Annotated in this window: 11 protein-coding genes and 1 pseudogene; all 12 read left to right on the forward strand. The window is 55.4% G+C overall.

Annotated elements, in window-relative coordinates:
* Positions 1-171: 171 nt before the first annotated feature.
* The 12 genes and pseudogenes from OQ371_RS14575 to OQ371_RS14630 all read left to right on the forward strand — a co-directional run bounded on the left by OQ371_RS14575 (position 172) and on the right by OQ371_RS14630 (position 15,836).
* Positions 172-2,094 carry a glycoside hydrolase family 88/105 protein gene (locus OQ371_RS14575; RefSeq protein WP_265988772.1) on the forward strand — a complete coding sequence of 641 codons (1,923 nt, stop codon included), beginning with the start codon at positions 172-174 and terminating at the stop codon, positions 2,092-2,094.
* A 108-nt stretch (positions 2,095-2,202) separates the two neighbouring features.
* Positions 2,203-2,820 (forward strand): TetR/AcrR family transcriptional regulator, encoded by a 618-nt coding sequence (locus OQ371_RS14580; RefSeq protein WP_265988773.1) that lies wholly within the window; start codon positions 2,203-2,205, stop codon positions 2,818-2,820.
* 70 nt (positions 2,821-2,890) lie between these two features.
* A complete protein-coding gene (locus OQ371_RS14585; protein ID WP_265988774.1) occupies positions 2,891-4,156 on the forward strand; it encodes a TolC family protein in 1,266 nt (421 codons plus the stop codon).
* A gap of 21 nt (positions 4,157-4,177) precedes the next feature.
* Positions 4,178-5,107 (forward strand): HlyD family secretion protein, encoded by a 930-nt coding sequence (locus tag OQ371_RS14590; RefSeq protein ID WP_265988775.1) that lies wholly within the window; start codon positions 4,178-4,180, stop codon positions 5,105-5,107.
* A 12-nt stretch (positions 5,108-5,119) separates the two neighbouring features.
* On the forward strand, positions 5,120-6,043 hold the full coding sequence (locus tag OQ371_RS14595; protein WP_265988776.1) for an ABC transporter ATP-binding protein: 924 nt from the start codon (positions 5,120-5,122) through the stop codon (positions 6,041-6,043).
* A gap of 4 nt (positions 6,044-6,047) precedes the next feature.
* A complete protein-coding gene (locus OQ371_RS14600; RefSeq protein WP_265988777.1) occupies positions 6,048-6,782 on the forward strand; it encodes an ABC transporter ATP-binding protein in 735 nt (244 codons plus the stop codon).
* A 3-nt stretch (positions 6,783-6,785) separates the two neighbouring features.
* Complete coding sequence (locus OQ371_RS14605; RefSeq protein ID WP_265988778.1) at positions 6,786-7,892, forward strand: ABC transporter permease; 1,107 nt, start codon at positions 6,786-6,788, stop codon at positions 7,890-7,892.
* On the forward strand, positions 7,889-9,004 hold the full coding sequence (locus OQ371_RS14610) for an ABC transporter permease (protein ID WP_265988779.1): 1,116 nt from the start codon (positions 7,889-7,891) through the stop codon (positions 9,002-9,004). The genes OQ371_RS14605 and OQ371_RS14610 overlap by 4 nt, the downstream gene beginning before the upstream one ends.
* A 166-nt stretch (positions 9,005-9,170) precedes the next feature.
* Positions 9,171-10,496: an MFS transporter gene (locus tag OQ371_RS14615; protein ID WP_265988780.1), complete on the forward strand. Its 1,326-nt coding sequence runs from the start codon at positions 9,171-9,173 to the stop codon at positions 10,494-10,496.
* Positions 10,497-10,582: 86 nt separating this feature from the next.
* A pseudogene (locus tag OQ371_RS26350) lies at positions 10,583-11,035 on the forward strand (polysaccharide deacetylase family protein); the annotation flags it as partial.
* A 231-nt stretch (positions 11,036-11,266) separates the two neighbouring features.
* Positions 11,267-12,994: a GH39 family glycosyl hydrolase gene (locus tag OQ371_RS14625; protein WP_374761452.1), complete on the forward strand. Its 1,728-nt coding sequence runs from the start codon at positions 11,267-11,269 to the stop codon at positions 12,992-12,994.
* Between the two features lie 16 nt (positions 12,995-13,010).
* Positions 13,011-15,836 (forward strand): glycosyl hydrolase, encoded by a 2,826-nt coding sequence (locus OQ371_RS14630; RefSeq protein WP_265988781.1) that lies wholly within the window; start codon positions 13,011-13,013, stop codon positions 15,834-15,836.
* The last annotated feature ends 32 nt before the right edge of the window (positions 15,837-15,868 follow it).

The following is a 15,868-nucleotide window of genomic DNA, read 5'->3' on the forward strand; positions in this document are numbered from 1 at the left end:
GGGGTACATACCCGGTTAACCCTGAAGGAAATCAAGGTGTTCACCGGACCGGTTAATTAGTAACTTTCTGTTGAATAAGCCAAATTCAGACGCAATCAAATCGCTGGGCAGTAGTAGAATTTACGAAACTTGCCTTCTGATTGTACAGAAATCAGCCTACTATCCCGCTCCATGAAACTCAGACTTCTGATTGGACTGCTCATGTTCAGTACCGGCGTTGTTGCCCAGCAAAAACCGTATTCGCAACGCATGGCCGATTCGTTCATGGCCTGGCACAAGGATTCCATTCTGATCGGTAATCATAAAACCGCCCGCTGGGATTACGAGCAGGGGCTGGTGTTGAAGGCGCTCGAACGGGTTTGGTACCGCACCGCCGATGCCAAGTACTTCAATTACATCCTGAACGACCTCAACCAGTTTGTCCGTGAAGACGGCAGCATCCGGACGTATAAACCGGAGGAATTCAACATCGACAACATCACGACCGGGCGGGTCTTGCTGACCCTGGCCCAGCAGTCGCTCGCGGGCCGGGAAAAATTTCAGAAAGCGGCTTTTGTGCTGCGCGACCAACTGGCCAAACAGCCGCGCACGAAGGAAGGTGGTTTCTGGCACAAAGGCCGGTACCCGAATCAGATGTGGCTCGACGGCTTGTTTATGGCCGAGCCGTTTTACGCCGAATTCAGTCAGGTTTTTGGGCAACCGGAAAACTTCGATGACATTGCCCGGCAGTTTGCGCTGATCGAAAAACACCTGATCGATGGCGCGGCCAACCGTCCGAAAACCGGGCTTCTTTACCACGGTTACGACGAGAGCCGTCAGCAGAAATGGGCGAATCCGAAAACGGGCCAGTCGCCGAATTTCTGGGGTCGTTCGATTGGCTGGTACGCCATGGCGCTGGTTGATGTGCTCGACTATTTTCCGCAAAACCACCCGCAGCGGGCCAATCTGGTGAACTACCTGCAACGGTTGGCCCCGCCCCTCGTAAAATACCAGGATGCAAAAACCGGTTGCTGGTATCAGATCATCGATCAGGGAGCGCGAAAGGGCAATTACCTGGAGGCTTCGGCTTCGTGCATGTTTGTGTACGCGCTGGCCAAAGGCGTGCGGATGGGCTATCTGGATCAATCGCTGCTGGCATCGGCGCAAAAAGGGTATCGAGGGATTTTGCAACAGTTTATCGAAACCGACGCCAACGGCCTGATCAACCTCAACGGAACCGTTAGCGTGGGCGGACTGGGTGGCATACCCTACCGCGACGGGAGTTACGACTATTACCTGAGTGAACCGATCCGGAAAAACGATTTGAAAGGCGTTGGGCCGTTTATCATGGCGAGCCTGGAACTGGAAATCGCGCCCGAACTCGCGGTTGGCGCCGGCAAAACCGTGGGCATTGATTACCATTTCAACCGGGAATTCCGCAAGAACCTGCTGGGACAAACCGAGCCGTTTCATTACACGCTGGAAGACCGGATGCATTCGGGCTTCTGGCATTGGGGCAACACGTTCCGCGAACTGGGAGCCAAAACCGTTGCGGTTCCGACGGCACCAACCGCCGAGTCGCTGAAGGACGTTGACGTTTACATCATCGTTGATCCCGATTCGCCGAAGGAAACCGCACAGCCCAACTACATCCAGCCCGCTGATGTAAAAGTAATTAGCGAGTGGGTGAAGGCCGGTGGGGTGCTGGTCATGATGGCGAATGACACCGCCAATTGCGAAACCAGGCACTTCAACGAGCTGGCACAAGCGTTTGGCATTCGGTTCACGAGCAAGAACCGCAACATGGTAAAGGGCAAGAACTGGGAGCAGGGCAAGGTGACCATTCCGGCGGGAAATCCGGTATTTAAGGAAACCAGAGCGGTTTACATCAAGGAACTGGCAACGCTCGATTTACAAGCCTCAGCCCAGGCGCTGATTTCGGAAGGGGGCGACGTGATTATGGCAGTCGCGCAAGTCGGCAAGGGGACGGTATTTGCCGTTGGCGATCCCTGGCTTTATAACGAATACACCGACGGGCGGATCATCCCGGTAGTCTACGAAAATTACCAGGCCGGTAAAGAACTTGGGACTTGGTTACTAAACCAAGTTCGGTGACCTCCACTTTATACATTGCATTCGCCTTGCTGCAACCAGCGCTGACCGTTTAAAAATTTTTATTAAAAAGTTTTTTAATAAATCGGCTGAGCTTTTACTTTTGCCTTCATGAAATCAAAACATACCGAACAGAATACCGAGCAGAAGATTAAAGAAGCCGCGAAAAAAGTATTCTTGGAGCGTGGTTTCGATGGGGCTAAGTTGCGGCACATTGCCGAAGAAGCAGGCACCACGATGGCGATGGTGAACTACTACTTCCGCAGCAAAGAGCAGCTCTTTCAGAGTATCTTCTTGGAGACGATGGGCCTGTTTCTGGGGCGGATTATTGCGATTCTGAATGAAGAGGTTCCGCTGGAAATTAAAGTATGGAAAGTGGTTGATAACTATACAGATTTCCTGCACGCTAATCCGCATGTTCCCGTGTTCGTTCTTTCTGAGTTACAGAAAGATAGCAGTGAAATTTTTGAGAAGTTGAATGTAAAGAATATGATTGAAACGGCTTATTTTACGAAGCAATTGCATCAAGAGGGCGAGAAGGGCGCCATCCGGAACGTGAAGCCGTTGCAACTAATTGTGACCATGTTGGGCAGTTTGATTTTTCCGTTCATGGCTAAACCCATTGTGGCCTATATCGGCGGCATGGATAACGTAGCTTACCGAGCCTTTCTGGAGGAGCGGAAAGTAATTGTTTTTGAAACCATCATGGCGTATCTGAAACCCACCTGATATTTTTTTGAATAGCTATTAAAAGAGTTTTTAAAAAGATCATTTAGTATGAATTTTTAAAAGAGTTTTTATGAAACCATACGTCGCACTTTTACTGATTCTACACCTGAGTCCGATGGTCCGAGCCCAGTCGGTGGTGACGCTGGCCCAATGCCATACCGTCGTCATCGCCAACGATCCGCTGACTCGCCAGCGGGAGATTTTAGAGCAAACCGGTGAGCTGGCACTTGCCAATCTGGATAAAAACCGTCGGTTGCCGCAGCTCGGCATGAATGGTCAGGCCAGCTGGCAATCGGAAGTAACGAAGTTGCCCATCGAGCTGCCGGGCGTACCGATTCCGCAGTTGAGCAAAGACCAGTACAAGCTGACCGCCGACCTGAATTACACACTCTACGACGGCCAGCAGACCACGCTTCAGAAGCAGGTGCAACGGTCCAGCACGGCAGCGAGTTTGCAGCAGGTCGCCGTTGAGCAACACCGGTTGAAGGAGCAGGTCAATGCCTACTTTCTGAATATCCTGCTGACGGACGAAAACACCCGGCTGGCCCGCATCCGGCTGGCGGAACTGCAAAACCGCATCGCCAAAGCCGAGGCCGGGGTGAAGTTTGGTACCGTGGCGCCCGTGGGCGTGGACGTGTTGCGCGCCGAAGCATTGAATACGGAGCAGCAACTGAGTCAGTTGGCCAGCACCCGCCGGGGTCTGCGCGACCAGCTCGCCATTCTGACGGGGCTCACCATCACCGACAGCACCCGGCTGGTCATTGAAGAAGGCCAGACCGTTGTCGCCAATTTGCCGCTCAACCGTCCTGAACAAAAGCTGTTTGACGCCCAGCGCACCGTGCTGGAAAACCAACTCCGGCTGACCGAGAACCGCCTGCAACCCCGGCTGAGCGCCTTCGCCCAGGGGGGCGCGGGCCGACCGGCGCTCAATTTTCTGAACAACGACTTTCGGGGCTTCTTCATCGGCGGTCTTCGGTTGAGCTGGAACCTGTCGGCGGCTTACACGCTTCGCAACGATCGGACGGTATTGGCGCTGAACCGGGAGCAGGTTGCGGTTCAGCAAAAGGTATTTGACCGGAATCTGGCGCTTCAGCTCCGCCAGCAGCAAACCGAGATCGACCGCATCAGTGCTCTGTTAGAAACGGACCGGGAAATCAGCGCCCTGCGCTCCAAAATCCGGCAAACCGCCAGCGTACAACTCGACAACGGCACGCTGGCCGCCCGCGATTATACCACCGAACTCAACGCCGAAAGTCAGGCGCTGCTGAACCAGAAAACCCACGAACTGCAACTGCTGTTGGCGAAAGTGCAATACCGCACGCTGACCGGAAATTAACCTTCTCAGATCATTCGTAACATGAAAAGTAATCTGATTATCAGTATTCTATCTTTCGGTCTGCTGGCTTGTCAAACGGAGCCGCAGTCGGATGCGTACGGCAATTTTGAAGCCGTAGAAACCATCGTATCAGCCGAGGCAACCGGCGCCCTGCAAAAACTAACCATCGAAGAGGGACAAACGCTGCAAGCCGGGCAAACCGTCGGGCAGATTGATCCGCTGCAACTTCAATTGCGCAAATCCCAGTTGCTGGCGAGCCAGCGGGCGGTTGCCAGCCGTTCACCAAATGTGCAGGCGCAACTCTCGCCGTATGAACAGCAAATTGCGGTGCAGGAGCAGCAACTTCGGACGCTGCAACGCGAGAAAACCCGTACGGAAAACCTGATTGCCGCCGGGGCTGCGCCGACCAAGCAACTCGACGACATTGTGGCCCAGATCGACGTGACCGAGCGCCAGATGGCCCTGATCCGCCAGCAGCGGGCGGCCCAGCAGTCGGCCCTGACCACGCAGCGCAGCGGGACGCTCTCGGAAGAAGCGCCGTTGGAGGAACAGGTCCGGCAGATCGACGACCAGATCAAAAGGGCGACTGTTATTAACCCCGCCCCCGGAACCGTTACGGTCAAGTTTGCTGAACCCGGCGAGGTGGTCAGTTACGGGAAGCCGTTGTACAAAGTGGCTGATCTCGACCAGATTACGCTCCGGGCCTACATCAGCGGGGATCAACTGGTGCGGGTCAAACCCGGACAGCGGGTGAAGGTCCTGGTGGATGCCCCCAACGAGCAGTTCAAGGAATACGCCGGAACGGTAACCTGGATTTCGAGCAAGGCCGAGTTTACGCCCAAAGTAATTCAGACGAAAGACGAACGGGTCAACCTGGTCTATGCGCTGAAAGTAAGGGTAAAAAACGACGGCGGTTTGAAAATCGGTATGCCGGGAGAAATCCGGTTGTAAACGCTGCGAAATATGGATGCGATCCTCATTGAAAACGTCTCGAAATCGTACGGCGGGGTTCCGGCGGTGGCGGATGTGTCGCTGGCAATCCGGCCGGGTGAGTTGTTCGGGCTGATCGGGCCGGACGGGGCCGGAAAAACCACGCTTTTTAAAATTCTGGTGACGCTGCTGCTGCCGGATCAGGGCCGGGCGACGGTCGTGGGGCGCGATGTGGTCAGGGATTACAAGGCGTTGCGGCAATTGGTGGGTTACATGCCCGGCCGGTTTTCGCTCTACCCCGACCTGAGCGTGCAGGAAAATCTGGCGTTTTTTGCCACGGTTTTCGGAACCACCATCCGGCAGAACTATCACCTGATTCAGGAGATTTATTCGCAGCTGGAACCGTTTAAAAACCGGCGGGCCGGGCAGCTTTCCGGGGGGATGAAACAGAAGCTGGCCCTGTGCTGCGCCCTGATTCATAAGCCCGAAGTCTTGTTTCTGGACGAACCGACGACCGGTGTGGATGCGGTTTCGCGCAGGGAATTTTGGGATATGCTCCGCCAACTGAACCAACGCGGACTGACGACGCTGGTTTCGACCCCCTACATGGACGAAGCGGGCCGCTGCGACCGAATTGCGTTCATGCAGACCGGAAACGTACTGGCGGTCGATCCACCGTCGGTTATTACCAACCGGTTCCGAAAGCCGTTGTTCGCCGTTCGGGCGGCTGATACCTACCGGCTGATTCAGGAGTTGCGGCAGGCACCGTTCACCGAATCCTGCTACGCCTTCGGGGAGTTTCTGCACCTGACCATCCGTTCCGGGGCGGTAACCGACCACCAGATCGGCCAGTATCTGCTCGACCGAGACCATCAGGCTATTGAAATTCAACCCGTTCAACCCGGTATCGAAGACACCTTTATGGCGTTGATGAATCCGCCGGAGCCAGCCGTCTAGAATCATGGAAAAAGCCGTCATTACCAACCAGCTGACCAAGAAGTTCGGCGATTTTGTGGCTACCAACGCCATCACATTTGACGTGGCGCAGGGCGAGATTTTTGGTTTTCTGGGCGCAAACGGAGCCGGAAAAACCACGGCCATGCGGATGCTTTGCGGGTTGCTGAAACCGTCGTCGGGTCAGGCCAGCGTCGCGGGGTTTGATGTGTACCGACAATCCGAAAAAATCAAGCAGAACATTGGCTACATGAGCCAGCGGTTTTCGCTGTACGAAGATTTGACGGTGCGCGAAAACATCCGGTTTTACGGCGGCATCTACGGATTGCGCCGGGCCGATATTCCCGTCAAAACCGATCAGATTCTGGTGAAACTGGGCATTGAATCCGTGGCTAATTCGCTCGTGGCTTCGTTGCCGCTGGGCTGGAAACAGAAGCTAGCCTTTTCGGTGGCCCTGCTGCACGAACCCAAAATTGTGTTTCTGGACGAACCCACCGGCGGGGTTGACCCGATTACGCGCCGTCAATTCTGGGACCTGATCTACGAAGCGGCCCACCACGGCACAACGGTTTTTGTTACTACCCACTACATGGACGAAGCCGAATACTGCAACCGCGTTTCGATCATGGTCGACGGGAAAATGAAGGCGCTGGACACGCCGAAGGGCCTGAAAACCGCCTATGGTGTGGAGTCGATGGACGCTGTTTTTCAGATTCTGGCCCGGGGCACTTCAACCAACTAAGTCATGAACCGCTTTATCGCTTTTGTTAAAAAAGAATTTTTCCACATCCTGCGCGACCGGCGGACGTTGCTGATTCTGTTTGGCTTGCCGCTGGCGCAGGTGCTGCTCTTCGGATTTGCGCTCACGAATGAGATCAAGAACGCCAAAATCGCCATTCTGGATAACGACAAAAGGTCGCATTCGCAGCAGATTACGGCCAAGCTGCTGGCGTCCGGCTATTTTCAACTGCGGGAAAACCTGCGCTCGAACGGCGACATTGAACGGGCGTTTCGGCGGGGGCAGATCAAGCTGGCGGTGGTGTTTCCGGCCGGTTTTACCGACAATTTTGAACACGGACGCAGCGCGCAGATTCAGCTTCTGGCCGATGCCACCGAGCAGAATACCGCCATCAGCCTGACCAACTACGCGTCGGCCATCATCCGGGATTACACCACCGACCTAAACCCGGCCAGCCAGCCGCCAATGGTCATCGACGTTCGTAGCCGCATGGTGTTCAACCCCGAACTCAAGGGCGCGTTTGTCTTTGTGCCGGGCGTGATGGCGATGGTCCTGCTGCTGGTATCGGCCCTGATGACTTCCGTGACCATCGCCCGCGAACGCGAAACCGGCACGCTGGAGGTTCTGATGGTGTCGCCCCTGAGCCAGGGTCAGATTTTGCTGGGGAAGGTGGTGCCGTACCTGTTACTGTCGTTTGTAAACGGGTGCATGATCATTGCGCTCGGGGTTTTTGCGCTGCACGTACCGCTGAATGGGAGCCTGTGGCTGTTGCTGGCCGAAACACTGCTGTTTATTTTTCTGGCCTTGTCCATCGGTATTTTCATTTCGTCGCTGGTGGAAACCCAGTTGGTGGCCATGTTTGCGTCGTTGATGGCGATGCTGCTGCCGACGATCTTCCTGTCGGGCTTCATTTTCCCGATTGAAAGTATGCCCCGACCGCTTCAGCTTGTTTCCAACATCATTCCGGCCAAGTATTTCATTGCCATTGTAAAAGGCATCATGATCAAAGGCGCGGGCTTGCGGTATCTGTGGCAACCCACGCTGGTGCTGGTCGGAATGTCGCTGTTGTTTACGGTATTGAGTTTACGGAATCTAAAACCCCGCTTATCATGAACCGCATCCGCTACATGGTGGAGAAGGAAATCCGGCAACTCCGCCGAAACCCCGTCTTGCTGCGAATCATGCTCGCGGCCCCGATCATGCAGTTGATTCTGCTGTCGTACGCGGCTAATTACGAGGTAAAAAACCTGAACATCGCCGTGGTGGATGGCGACCACACGACCTACGCGCAGCGGCTCGTCAGCAAATTCCGGTACCTGACCAATTTCAACATGACGGGGTATCTGGCGAATGACAAACAGGCCCGCCAGGCGCTGCTGGCGGGCAACGCCGATCTGGTTTTGGTCATTCCGCCCCATTTTGAGCGCGATCTCGAAAAAGAAGGAAGTGCCGCCGTGCAGTTGCTGCTCAACGCCATCGACGGTTCGAAAGCCGGGATTGCCAACGGCTACGCAACGGCCATCATCCGGGATTTCAACGCCGACATTCTGGCCGAAACCCGGTCCGTGACGCCGGGAGCGATTCAGACGCTGAACATTGAGAACCAATACTGGTACAACCCCCGGCTGGAATACAAAACCTTCATGGTGCCGGGCGTTTTGTTTGAACTGCTCCTGCTGGTCGGTGGGCTGGTGTCGGCCCTGAACCTGGTGCGGGAAAAGGAAATCGGGACGATGGAACAACTGAACGTAACGCCCATCCGCAAGCACGAATTTATTCTGGGTAAATCCATTCCGTTTGTCCTGATCGGGTTGGTGCTGTTTACGGTCGGTTTGCTGATTGGTCGGTTTTTATTTCAAATTCCGATGGAAGGCAGCATCTTCCTGATGTATGTTTTTGCCCTGTTGTTTCTCATTCTGTGCGTGGGGCTGGGCCTGCTGATTTCGACGATGGCGGAAAACCAGCAACAGGCGTTGTTCGTCTCTTTTTTTCTGCTGGTGCTGTTCATTCTGCTCAGCGGGTTGTTTGCCGCCACCGAAAACATGCCGGACTGGGCGCAGTGGCTGAACGCCGTTAATCCGCTGAAATACATCATTGAAGTCGGCCGAAACGTCATGCTCAAAGGCAGTACCTTCGCGGACGTCAGCCGTCAGTTTTTAACGCTGGCGGGCATGGCCTTCGGGCTGCTGGCCCTGGCGTCGTGGCGGTATCGAAAGACGGTGTGAGTCCGGAAGTTGTTTCGCGGAGGTAAGCGGAGAAGAACGGGGCTTGGCGGAGTTTTCTCGGCTTAACTCGATTGAACTTGGCTTACCTCCGCGAAACAACTCACACGACAAAGGTAGATAACCGGTGGCCCCTGCTTTCTATAGCAGAATTCTACTTCTTTGCATCATGAATAAAGCCATTGGAAGATACCGCTGGACGATTTGCGGTCTGGTGTTTTTTGCCACCACCATCAATTACCTGGACCGGGTGGTCATCAGTTTGCTGAAAGGTGACCTGGAAAAAGATTTTAACTGGACGGAAACGGACTATGCCAATCTGGTGGTGGTTTTTCAATTGGCTTACGCATTCGGGATGCTGGGTGTCGGGCGGCTGGTTGACAAATTCGGTACCAAAATGGGCTATACGATTTCGCTGACGGCCTGGAGTATCGTGGGCGTCCTAACGGCTTTTGCCAAAACAACGTTCGGTTTCGGCGTGGCCCGGGCCGCGCTGGGGTTGAGCGAAGCCGGTAATTTTCCGTCGGCCATCAAAACCATCGCCGAGTGGTTTCCCAAAAAAGAACGCGCGTTGGCGACCGGCATTTTCAACTCGGGAACCAACGTCGGGGCCATTCTCGCTCCGCTCACGGTTCCGTTCATCGCGGAGTTCTGGGGCTGGCAGTGGGCCTTCATCCTGACGGGGGCCACCGGTTTTATCTGGCTGGTGCTGTGGCTCACGATGTACGATACGCCCGAACGGCATAAAAACGTAACGCCGGAAGAACTCGCCTACATCAACAGCGACCAGGACGAGCAGGTAGTTGAAGAAACCACTAACGAAAAAGTCTCCTGGTTCAAACTGCTGACGTTTCGCCAAACCTGGGCCTTTGTGCTCGGCAAAATGCTGACTGACCCCATCTGGTGGTTTTACCTGTTCTGGCTGCCGGCCTTCCTGAAAGCCGAATACGGTCTTGGCGGGATGGAAGCGGCTGTGCCGGTGGCTATCGTTTACACCATTGCCAGCGTGGGCAGTGTTTTCGGGGGGTGGCTCCCGCTGAATTTTATCCGTAACGGAATGCCAGTGTTCCGCGCCCGGAAAACGGCTATGCTGATTTATGCCGTCTGTGCGGTGCCCGTTATTTTCGCGCAGTACCTCGGTAGCATGGGCCTGTGGCTGGCTATTTTGAGCATTGGTCTGGCCACATCAGCGCACCAGGCCTGGAGCGCTAACATCTTCACAACGGTTTCGGATATGTTTCCCAAGAAAGCCGTGGGCTCCGTTACCGGCATCGGCGGCATGGCGGGCGGTTTGGGCGGGATGGCCATTTCGTCACTGGCCGGTAAGCTGTTCGACCATTACAAGGCGCTGGGCCACATCGAAACCGGTTATTACATCATGTTCCTGATCTGCGGTTTTGGGTACTTGCTGGCCTGGACGGTTATGCACCTGCTCGTTCCGAAACACAGAATGGTGGAACTTTCAAATTCGAAAGAGCCCGTAAAAGTTGCCTGATTATTCAACGTACAATTGCCCGCTGTTGCTTGCAACAGCGGGCAATTGTCTATTCTAACGGTTCGGTTTTGCTCCTGAAGCTTGGTATGAAACGTTTCTTTTGCCTCTTTTTTGGCTTACTAGCCAGCGGGTTATCGGGTGCTGATGCGCAGATTGTCCGGAAACCCATTCCCGATAAACTGGTGGTGTTGACCTTCGACGATGCCAGCGTAACCCAGGCAACGGTCGTGGCGCCCACCCTGAAAAAATACGGTTTTGGGGCTACTTTTTACGTCTGCGAATTTCCGCCGGATTTTGCCGACAAAAAGAAATACATGAGCTGGGAGCAAATCCGGGAACTGGACCGGATGGGTTTCGAAGTGGCCAACCACACGCTGACGCACAGCAATGTGGCCCGGCTGACGCCCCAGCAGTTTACCGCTCAACTGGATTCGCTCGAAGCCCGATGCAAAACCCACGGCATCAACCGCCCGCTGACGACCTTTGCCTATCCCGGCTACGGAACCAATCCGGATGCGTTCGCGGTACTGGAAAAAAAAGCCTACCAGTTTGCCCGCGTGGGCGGGGCGCGGCCCTACGATCCGAAAACCGATTACCCGTACCTGATTCCGAGTTACAGCACCACTGAGCCGAATAATTCCGACAAAGAGCGGATTTTTAACGCCTTTCAGGAAGCGAAGAACGGCAAGATTGTCGTCATCACGATGCACGGGGTGCCCGACTACGCGCACGATTGGGTGACCACGCCCCCGGCCATTTTCGAAGACTACATGAAGTACCTGCACGACAATCAGTACACGGTCATTGCCCTGCGGGATCTGGAGCAGTACGTCGATTACAAGGAAGCCCTCCGGACCGTTCCGGCCCCGTTGCCGCCGGTTTCCATTCGCGTGGATTTAGACAAACAGAAAGGCCGCATGGACCCGATCTGGGCGTGGTTTGGCTACGACGAGCCGAATTACACTTACATGAAGGACGGCAAAAAACTGCTGTCCGAGTTGTCGGCTCTGAGTCCGGTGCCGGTGTACGTCCGGGCGCACAGCCTGCTGGTGACCGGTGACGGCAAACCGGCCCTCAAATGGGGCTCGACCAACGTGTATACGGAAGACGCCAAGGGCAAACCGGTGTACGACTGGACGATTGTTGACAAGATTTTTGACACCTACATCGAACGGAAAATGAAGCCGATGGCGCAGATCGGTTTTATGCCCGAAGCCTTGTCGTCCAAACCGCAACCGTACCGGCACGACTGGCAGCCCGGTCAGCCCTACGACAAGATTTATACGGGCTGGCGGTATCCGCCCAAAGACTACGAAAAGTGGGCCGAACTGATCTACCAATGGGTCAACCATTCCGTAAAACGCTACGGCAAAAAGGAGGTCGAGAGCTGGTACTGGGAGCTCTGGAACGAACCGGATAGTCCGTACTGGGGCGGCACCGTCGACGAATACAACAAGCTCTACGATTATTCGGTGGATGCGGTCCGGCGGGCCTTGCCGACGGCCAAAGTGGGCGGTCCGCACGTGACGGGGCCGCAGGGCAAGCGGGGGGCAACCTTTCTGAAAGCGTTTCTGGATCACTGCCAAAAGGGAAAAAATTACGTGACCGGCAAAACCGGCACCCCGCTCGACTTCGTGGCCTTCCACGCCAAGGGCGCCCCCCGGCTGGTCGACGGCCACGTCCGGATGAACCTGGGCACGCAGCTGCGCGATATTTCGCACGGTTTTCAGATTGTGGCTTCGTATCCCGAATTCAGTAAATTGCCGATCATCATTGGCGAGTCGGACCCGGAAGGCTGCGCGGCCTGTGGCATGAAAACCAACCCCGAAAACGCCTACCGCAATGGCACGCTGTATTCGAGCTACACGGCGGCCGCGTTTGCCCGCAAGTACGACCTGGCCGACCAGCATCAGGTGAATCTGAAAGGGGCGGTTTCGTGGTCGTTCGAGTTTGAAGACCAGCCCTGGTTCTACGGGTTCCGGGATCTGGCAACGAACGGCGTCGATAAACCGGTGCTGAATGTGTTTCGGATGTACGGCATGATGCGGGGAAAACGGGTGGAAGTGACGGGCAACATGGCCTACCAGGTCGCAGCGATTCGGGACTCCAGCGTGCGCCGGGCGGCTCCGGACGTAAACGCGCTGGCGGCCCGGGATACGGCGTCCAACACCGCCACCGTCATGATCTGGAATTACCACGACGACAACGTTCCGGCCCCGGTTTCGCCGGTCGATCTGACGATCAAAGGAGTACCGGCCAAACAGGTGTTGGTCACGCAGTACCGCATTGATGACGAACACAGCAACTCGTATGCCGTCTGGCAGAAAATGGGTTCGCCCCAGCAACCGACGCCCGATCAGGTAAAACAACTTGAAAAAGCCGGTCAACTGGCGCAGTACGGTTCGCCCGTCCGGACGGATGTCGCGGCCAACGGTGAAGTTAAACTGAACACGGTTTTGCCCCGCCAGGCCGTTGCTTTATTTAAATTGACGTGGTAATTGTCCATCTCTCTGTATGAAGCTCAAAAAACTTCTTCTTCTCCTTTTTCTAAGCAATTCTTTGTTGGCCCAACCCCGCTGGCCGACAATCACGCAGCAGACCAAACCGTGGACGCGCTGGTGGTGGATGGGCAGCGCCGTTAATCAAAAAGACCTGACAATTTTGTTAGATCAATACAAAAAAGCCGGGTTGGGGGGCGTCGAAATTACACCCATTTACGGCGTGAAAGGCGAGGAACGGAATTTCATCAACTTCCTGTCGCCGAAGTGGATGACGATGCTCGACCACACCCTGAAAGAAGCCAGCCGGCTCGGCATGGGCGTCGATCTGGCGCAGGCGTCGGGCTGGCCCTTTGGCGGGCCGTGGGTAAGTCCGGCGGATGCCTGCAAGTATGTCGCTTACAAAACCTATAGCCTCAGAAGCGGAGAAAAGCTGGCGGAACCCGTTACCTACCTTCAGCAGCCGCTGGTCCGGACGGTGGGCGAGAAAATCGACATCAAGCAACTGGTGGAACCGATTGCCAAAAATCCGAACCTGCAACGGCACGCGTTCGATCAGGTCCGGTTTGAAAAGCCGTTGCCGCTGCAAACCCTGATGGCCTATTCCGACAAAGGGCAAACCGTTGATCTGACGGCGAAAGTCGACAGCAAAGGCGCGCTGAACTGGACGGCACCGGAAGGGCGCTGGACCTTGTACGCGGTTTTTCAGGGCTGGCACGGCAAGATGGTTGAGCGGGCCGGACCGGGGGGCGAAGGCGACGTGATCGACCATTTTTCCAAAACCGCCACGCAGCATTACCTGCAAAAATTCGATGAAGCCTTTAAAGGGCACGACCTGAAAACGCTGCGGGCGTTTTTCAACGATTCCTACGAGGTAGACGATGCGCAGGGCGAAGGCAACTGGACCCCGGCCTTGTTCGAGGAGTTTAAGAAACGCCACGGCTACGACCTGCGCAACCACCTGGCGGCCTTGTTTGGCAAAGATTCGGAGGAGAAGAACGGGCGTATCCTGACCGATTACCGATCCACTATCTCGGAACTGCTGCTGGAAAATTACACCAAAACCTGGAGCGAATGGGCCAAAACAAAGGGCAAAATCATCCGCAATCAGGCGCACGGTTCGCCCGCCAACATCCTGGATCTGTACGCCATCACCGACATTCCGGAAATTGAAGGCACGGAGATTCTCAGAATCAAATTTGCCTCGTCGGCGGCCAACGTGACCGGCAAAAAACTCACCTCGTCCGAATCGGCGACCTGGGACAACGAGCATTTTCTGTCGAAGCTGAGCGACATCAAAAAAGACATGGACCGGTTTCTGCTCGGCGGGGTAAACCACACGTTCTATCACGGCACCAATTATTCCCCGCAGAATGCTCCCTGGCCCGGCTGGCTGTTTTATGCCGCCGTCCATTTCAATCCCAACAATACGTTCTGGACCGATTTCGGCAAACTGAACCAGTACGTAGCCCGCTGTCAGTCGTTTTTGCAGGCCGGAAAACCAAACAACGATGTGCTGGTCTATCTGCCGATTTACGATTCGTTCACGCGGCCCGGCAAGGTGTTACTGCAACACTACGACGGCATCGACCACGGTTTCAAAGGCTTGCCGGTGGAAGAACACGCCGAAACGCTCTGGAAAAAAGGCTACGGATTTGATTTCATCTCGGACAAACAACTCCTGAACGTCACGTCGGCCAACGGAAAGTTGCAAACCGGGGGTGTTGCCTACCAGACGGTGCTGGTGCCCGAAGCCCGCTACATGCCGGGGGGCACCTTCCAGCAACTGATCAAACTGGCGCAGAACGGTGCAACGGTCGTGTTTGTTAATAACTTGCCCGAAGACGTACCCGGTTTCGGAAATCTGGAAAACCGGCGGGCTGCGTTTAAAAAGCTGGTAAGCCAACTCAAGTTTGTTGATAGCAAAGGCGTCCGGAAGGCAACAGTTGGCAAAGGCGCTTTTCTGGTGGCTAGAAATGCCGATGCGCTGCTGGTGTCTGCGGGCGTCAGGCGCGAGAAAATGGTGGATGCCGGTCTGCAACTGGTGCGCCGGAGTCACGCCAACGGAAAGTATTATTTCATCGCCAACTGGGGTGAGAAAGCCGTCGATGGCTGGTTTCCGCTGAGTACGGCGGCCAAATCCGTGGCGCTCTACAATCCGATGACCGAAAAGCTGGGCGTGGCCCAGTTCCGAACCACAACCGAGGGCGGAAGTGAGGTTTACCTGCAACTGGCACCCGGCGAATCCTGCATCCTGGAGACGTCTAATGCCGTCGCTAGCGGTCCGGCCTATGCCTACTGGAAACCGGCGGGGTCGGCGCAGCCCATCAGGGGCAAATGGACCATCACTTTTCTGTCGGGTGGGCCGCAGTTGCCCTCTAAAAAAGAAACCGAAAGCCTGGGTTCGTGGACCGATCTGGACGGCGATTACGTGAAAAGCTTTTCGGGGACGGCGTCTTACACCATCTCCTTTCCGAAGCCGGAGGGCACCGGCGCGGGCTGGATGCTGACGCTGGGCAAGGTGGCCGAAAGCGCCCGCGTCCGGCTGAATGGCAACGAAATCGGCACCCTGATCGGACCGACCTACCAGCTTTTCATTCCTAAAGATCAACTCAAAGCGACCAACGAACTAACGGTTTTTGTCTCCAATAGCATGGCGAACCGGATTGCAGAGCTGGACCGGGAACGCATTAACTGGAAGAAGTTTTACAACATCAACATGTCGGCCCGGCTGCGGGAAAACCGGGGGGCGGACGGAAACTTCACCGCTGAAAAATGGAAACCGCGCGAATCCGGTTTGATGGGTCCCGTCACCCTGACGCCGGTGGTGTCGGCCAAATAACGTTTTGACGCCTTTCTCTAAACCCAACTCCC

It is taken from the genome of Larkinella insperata (assembly GCF_026248825.1).
Lineage (GTDB): Bacteria > Bacteroidota > Bacteroidia > Cytophagales > Spirosomataceae > Larkinella > Larkinella insperata.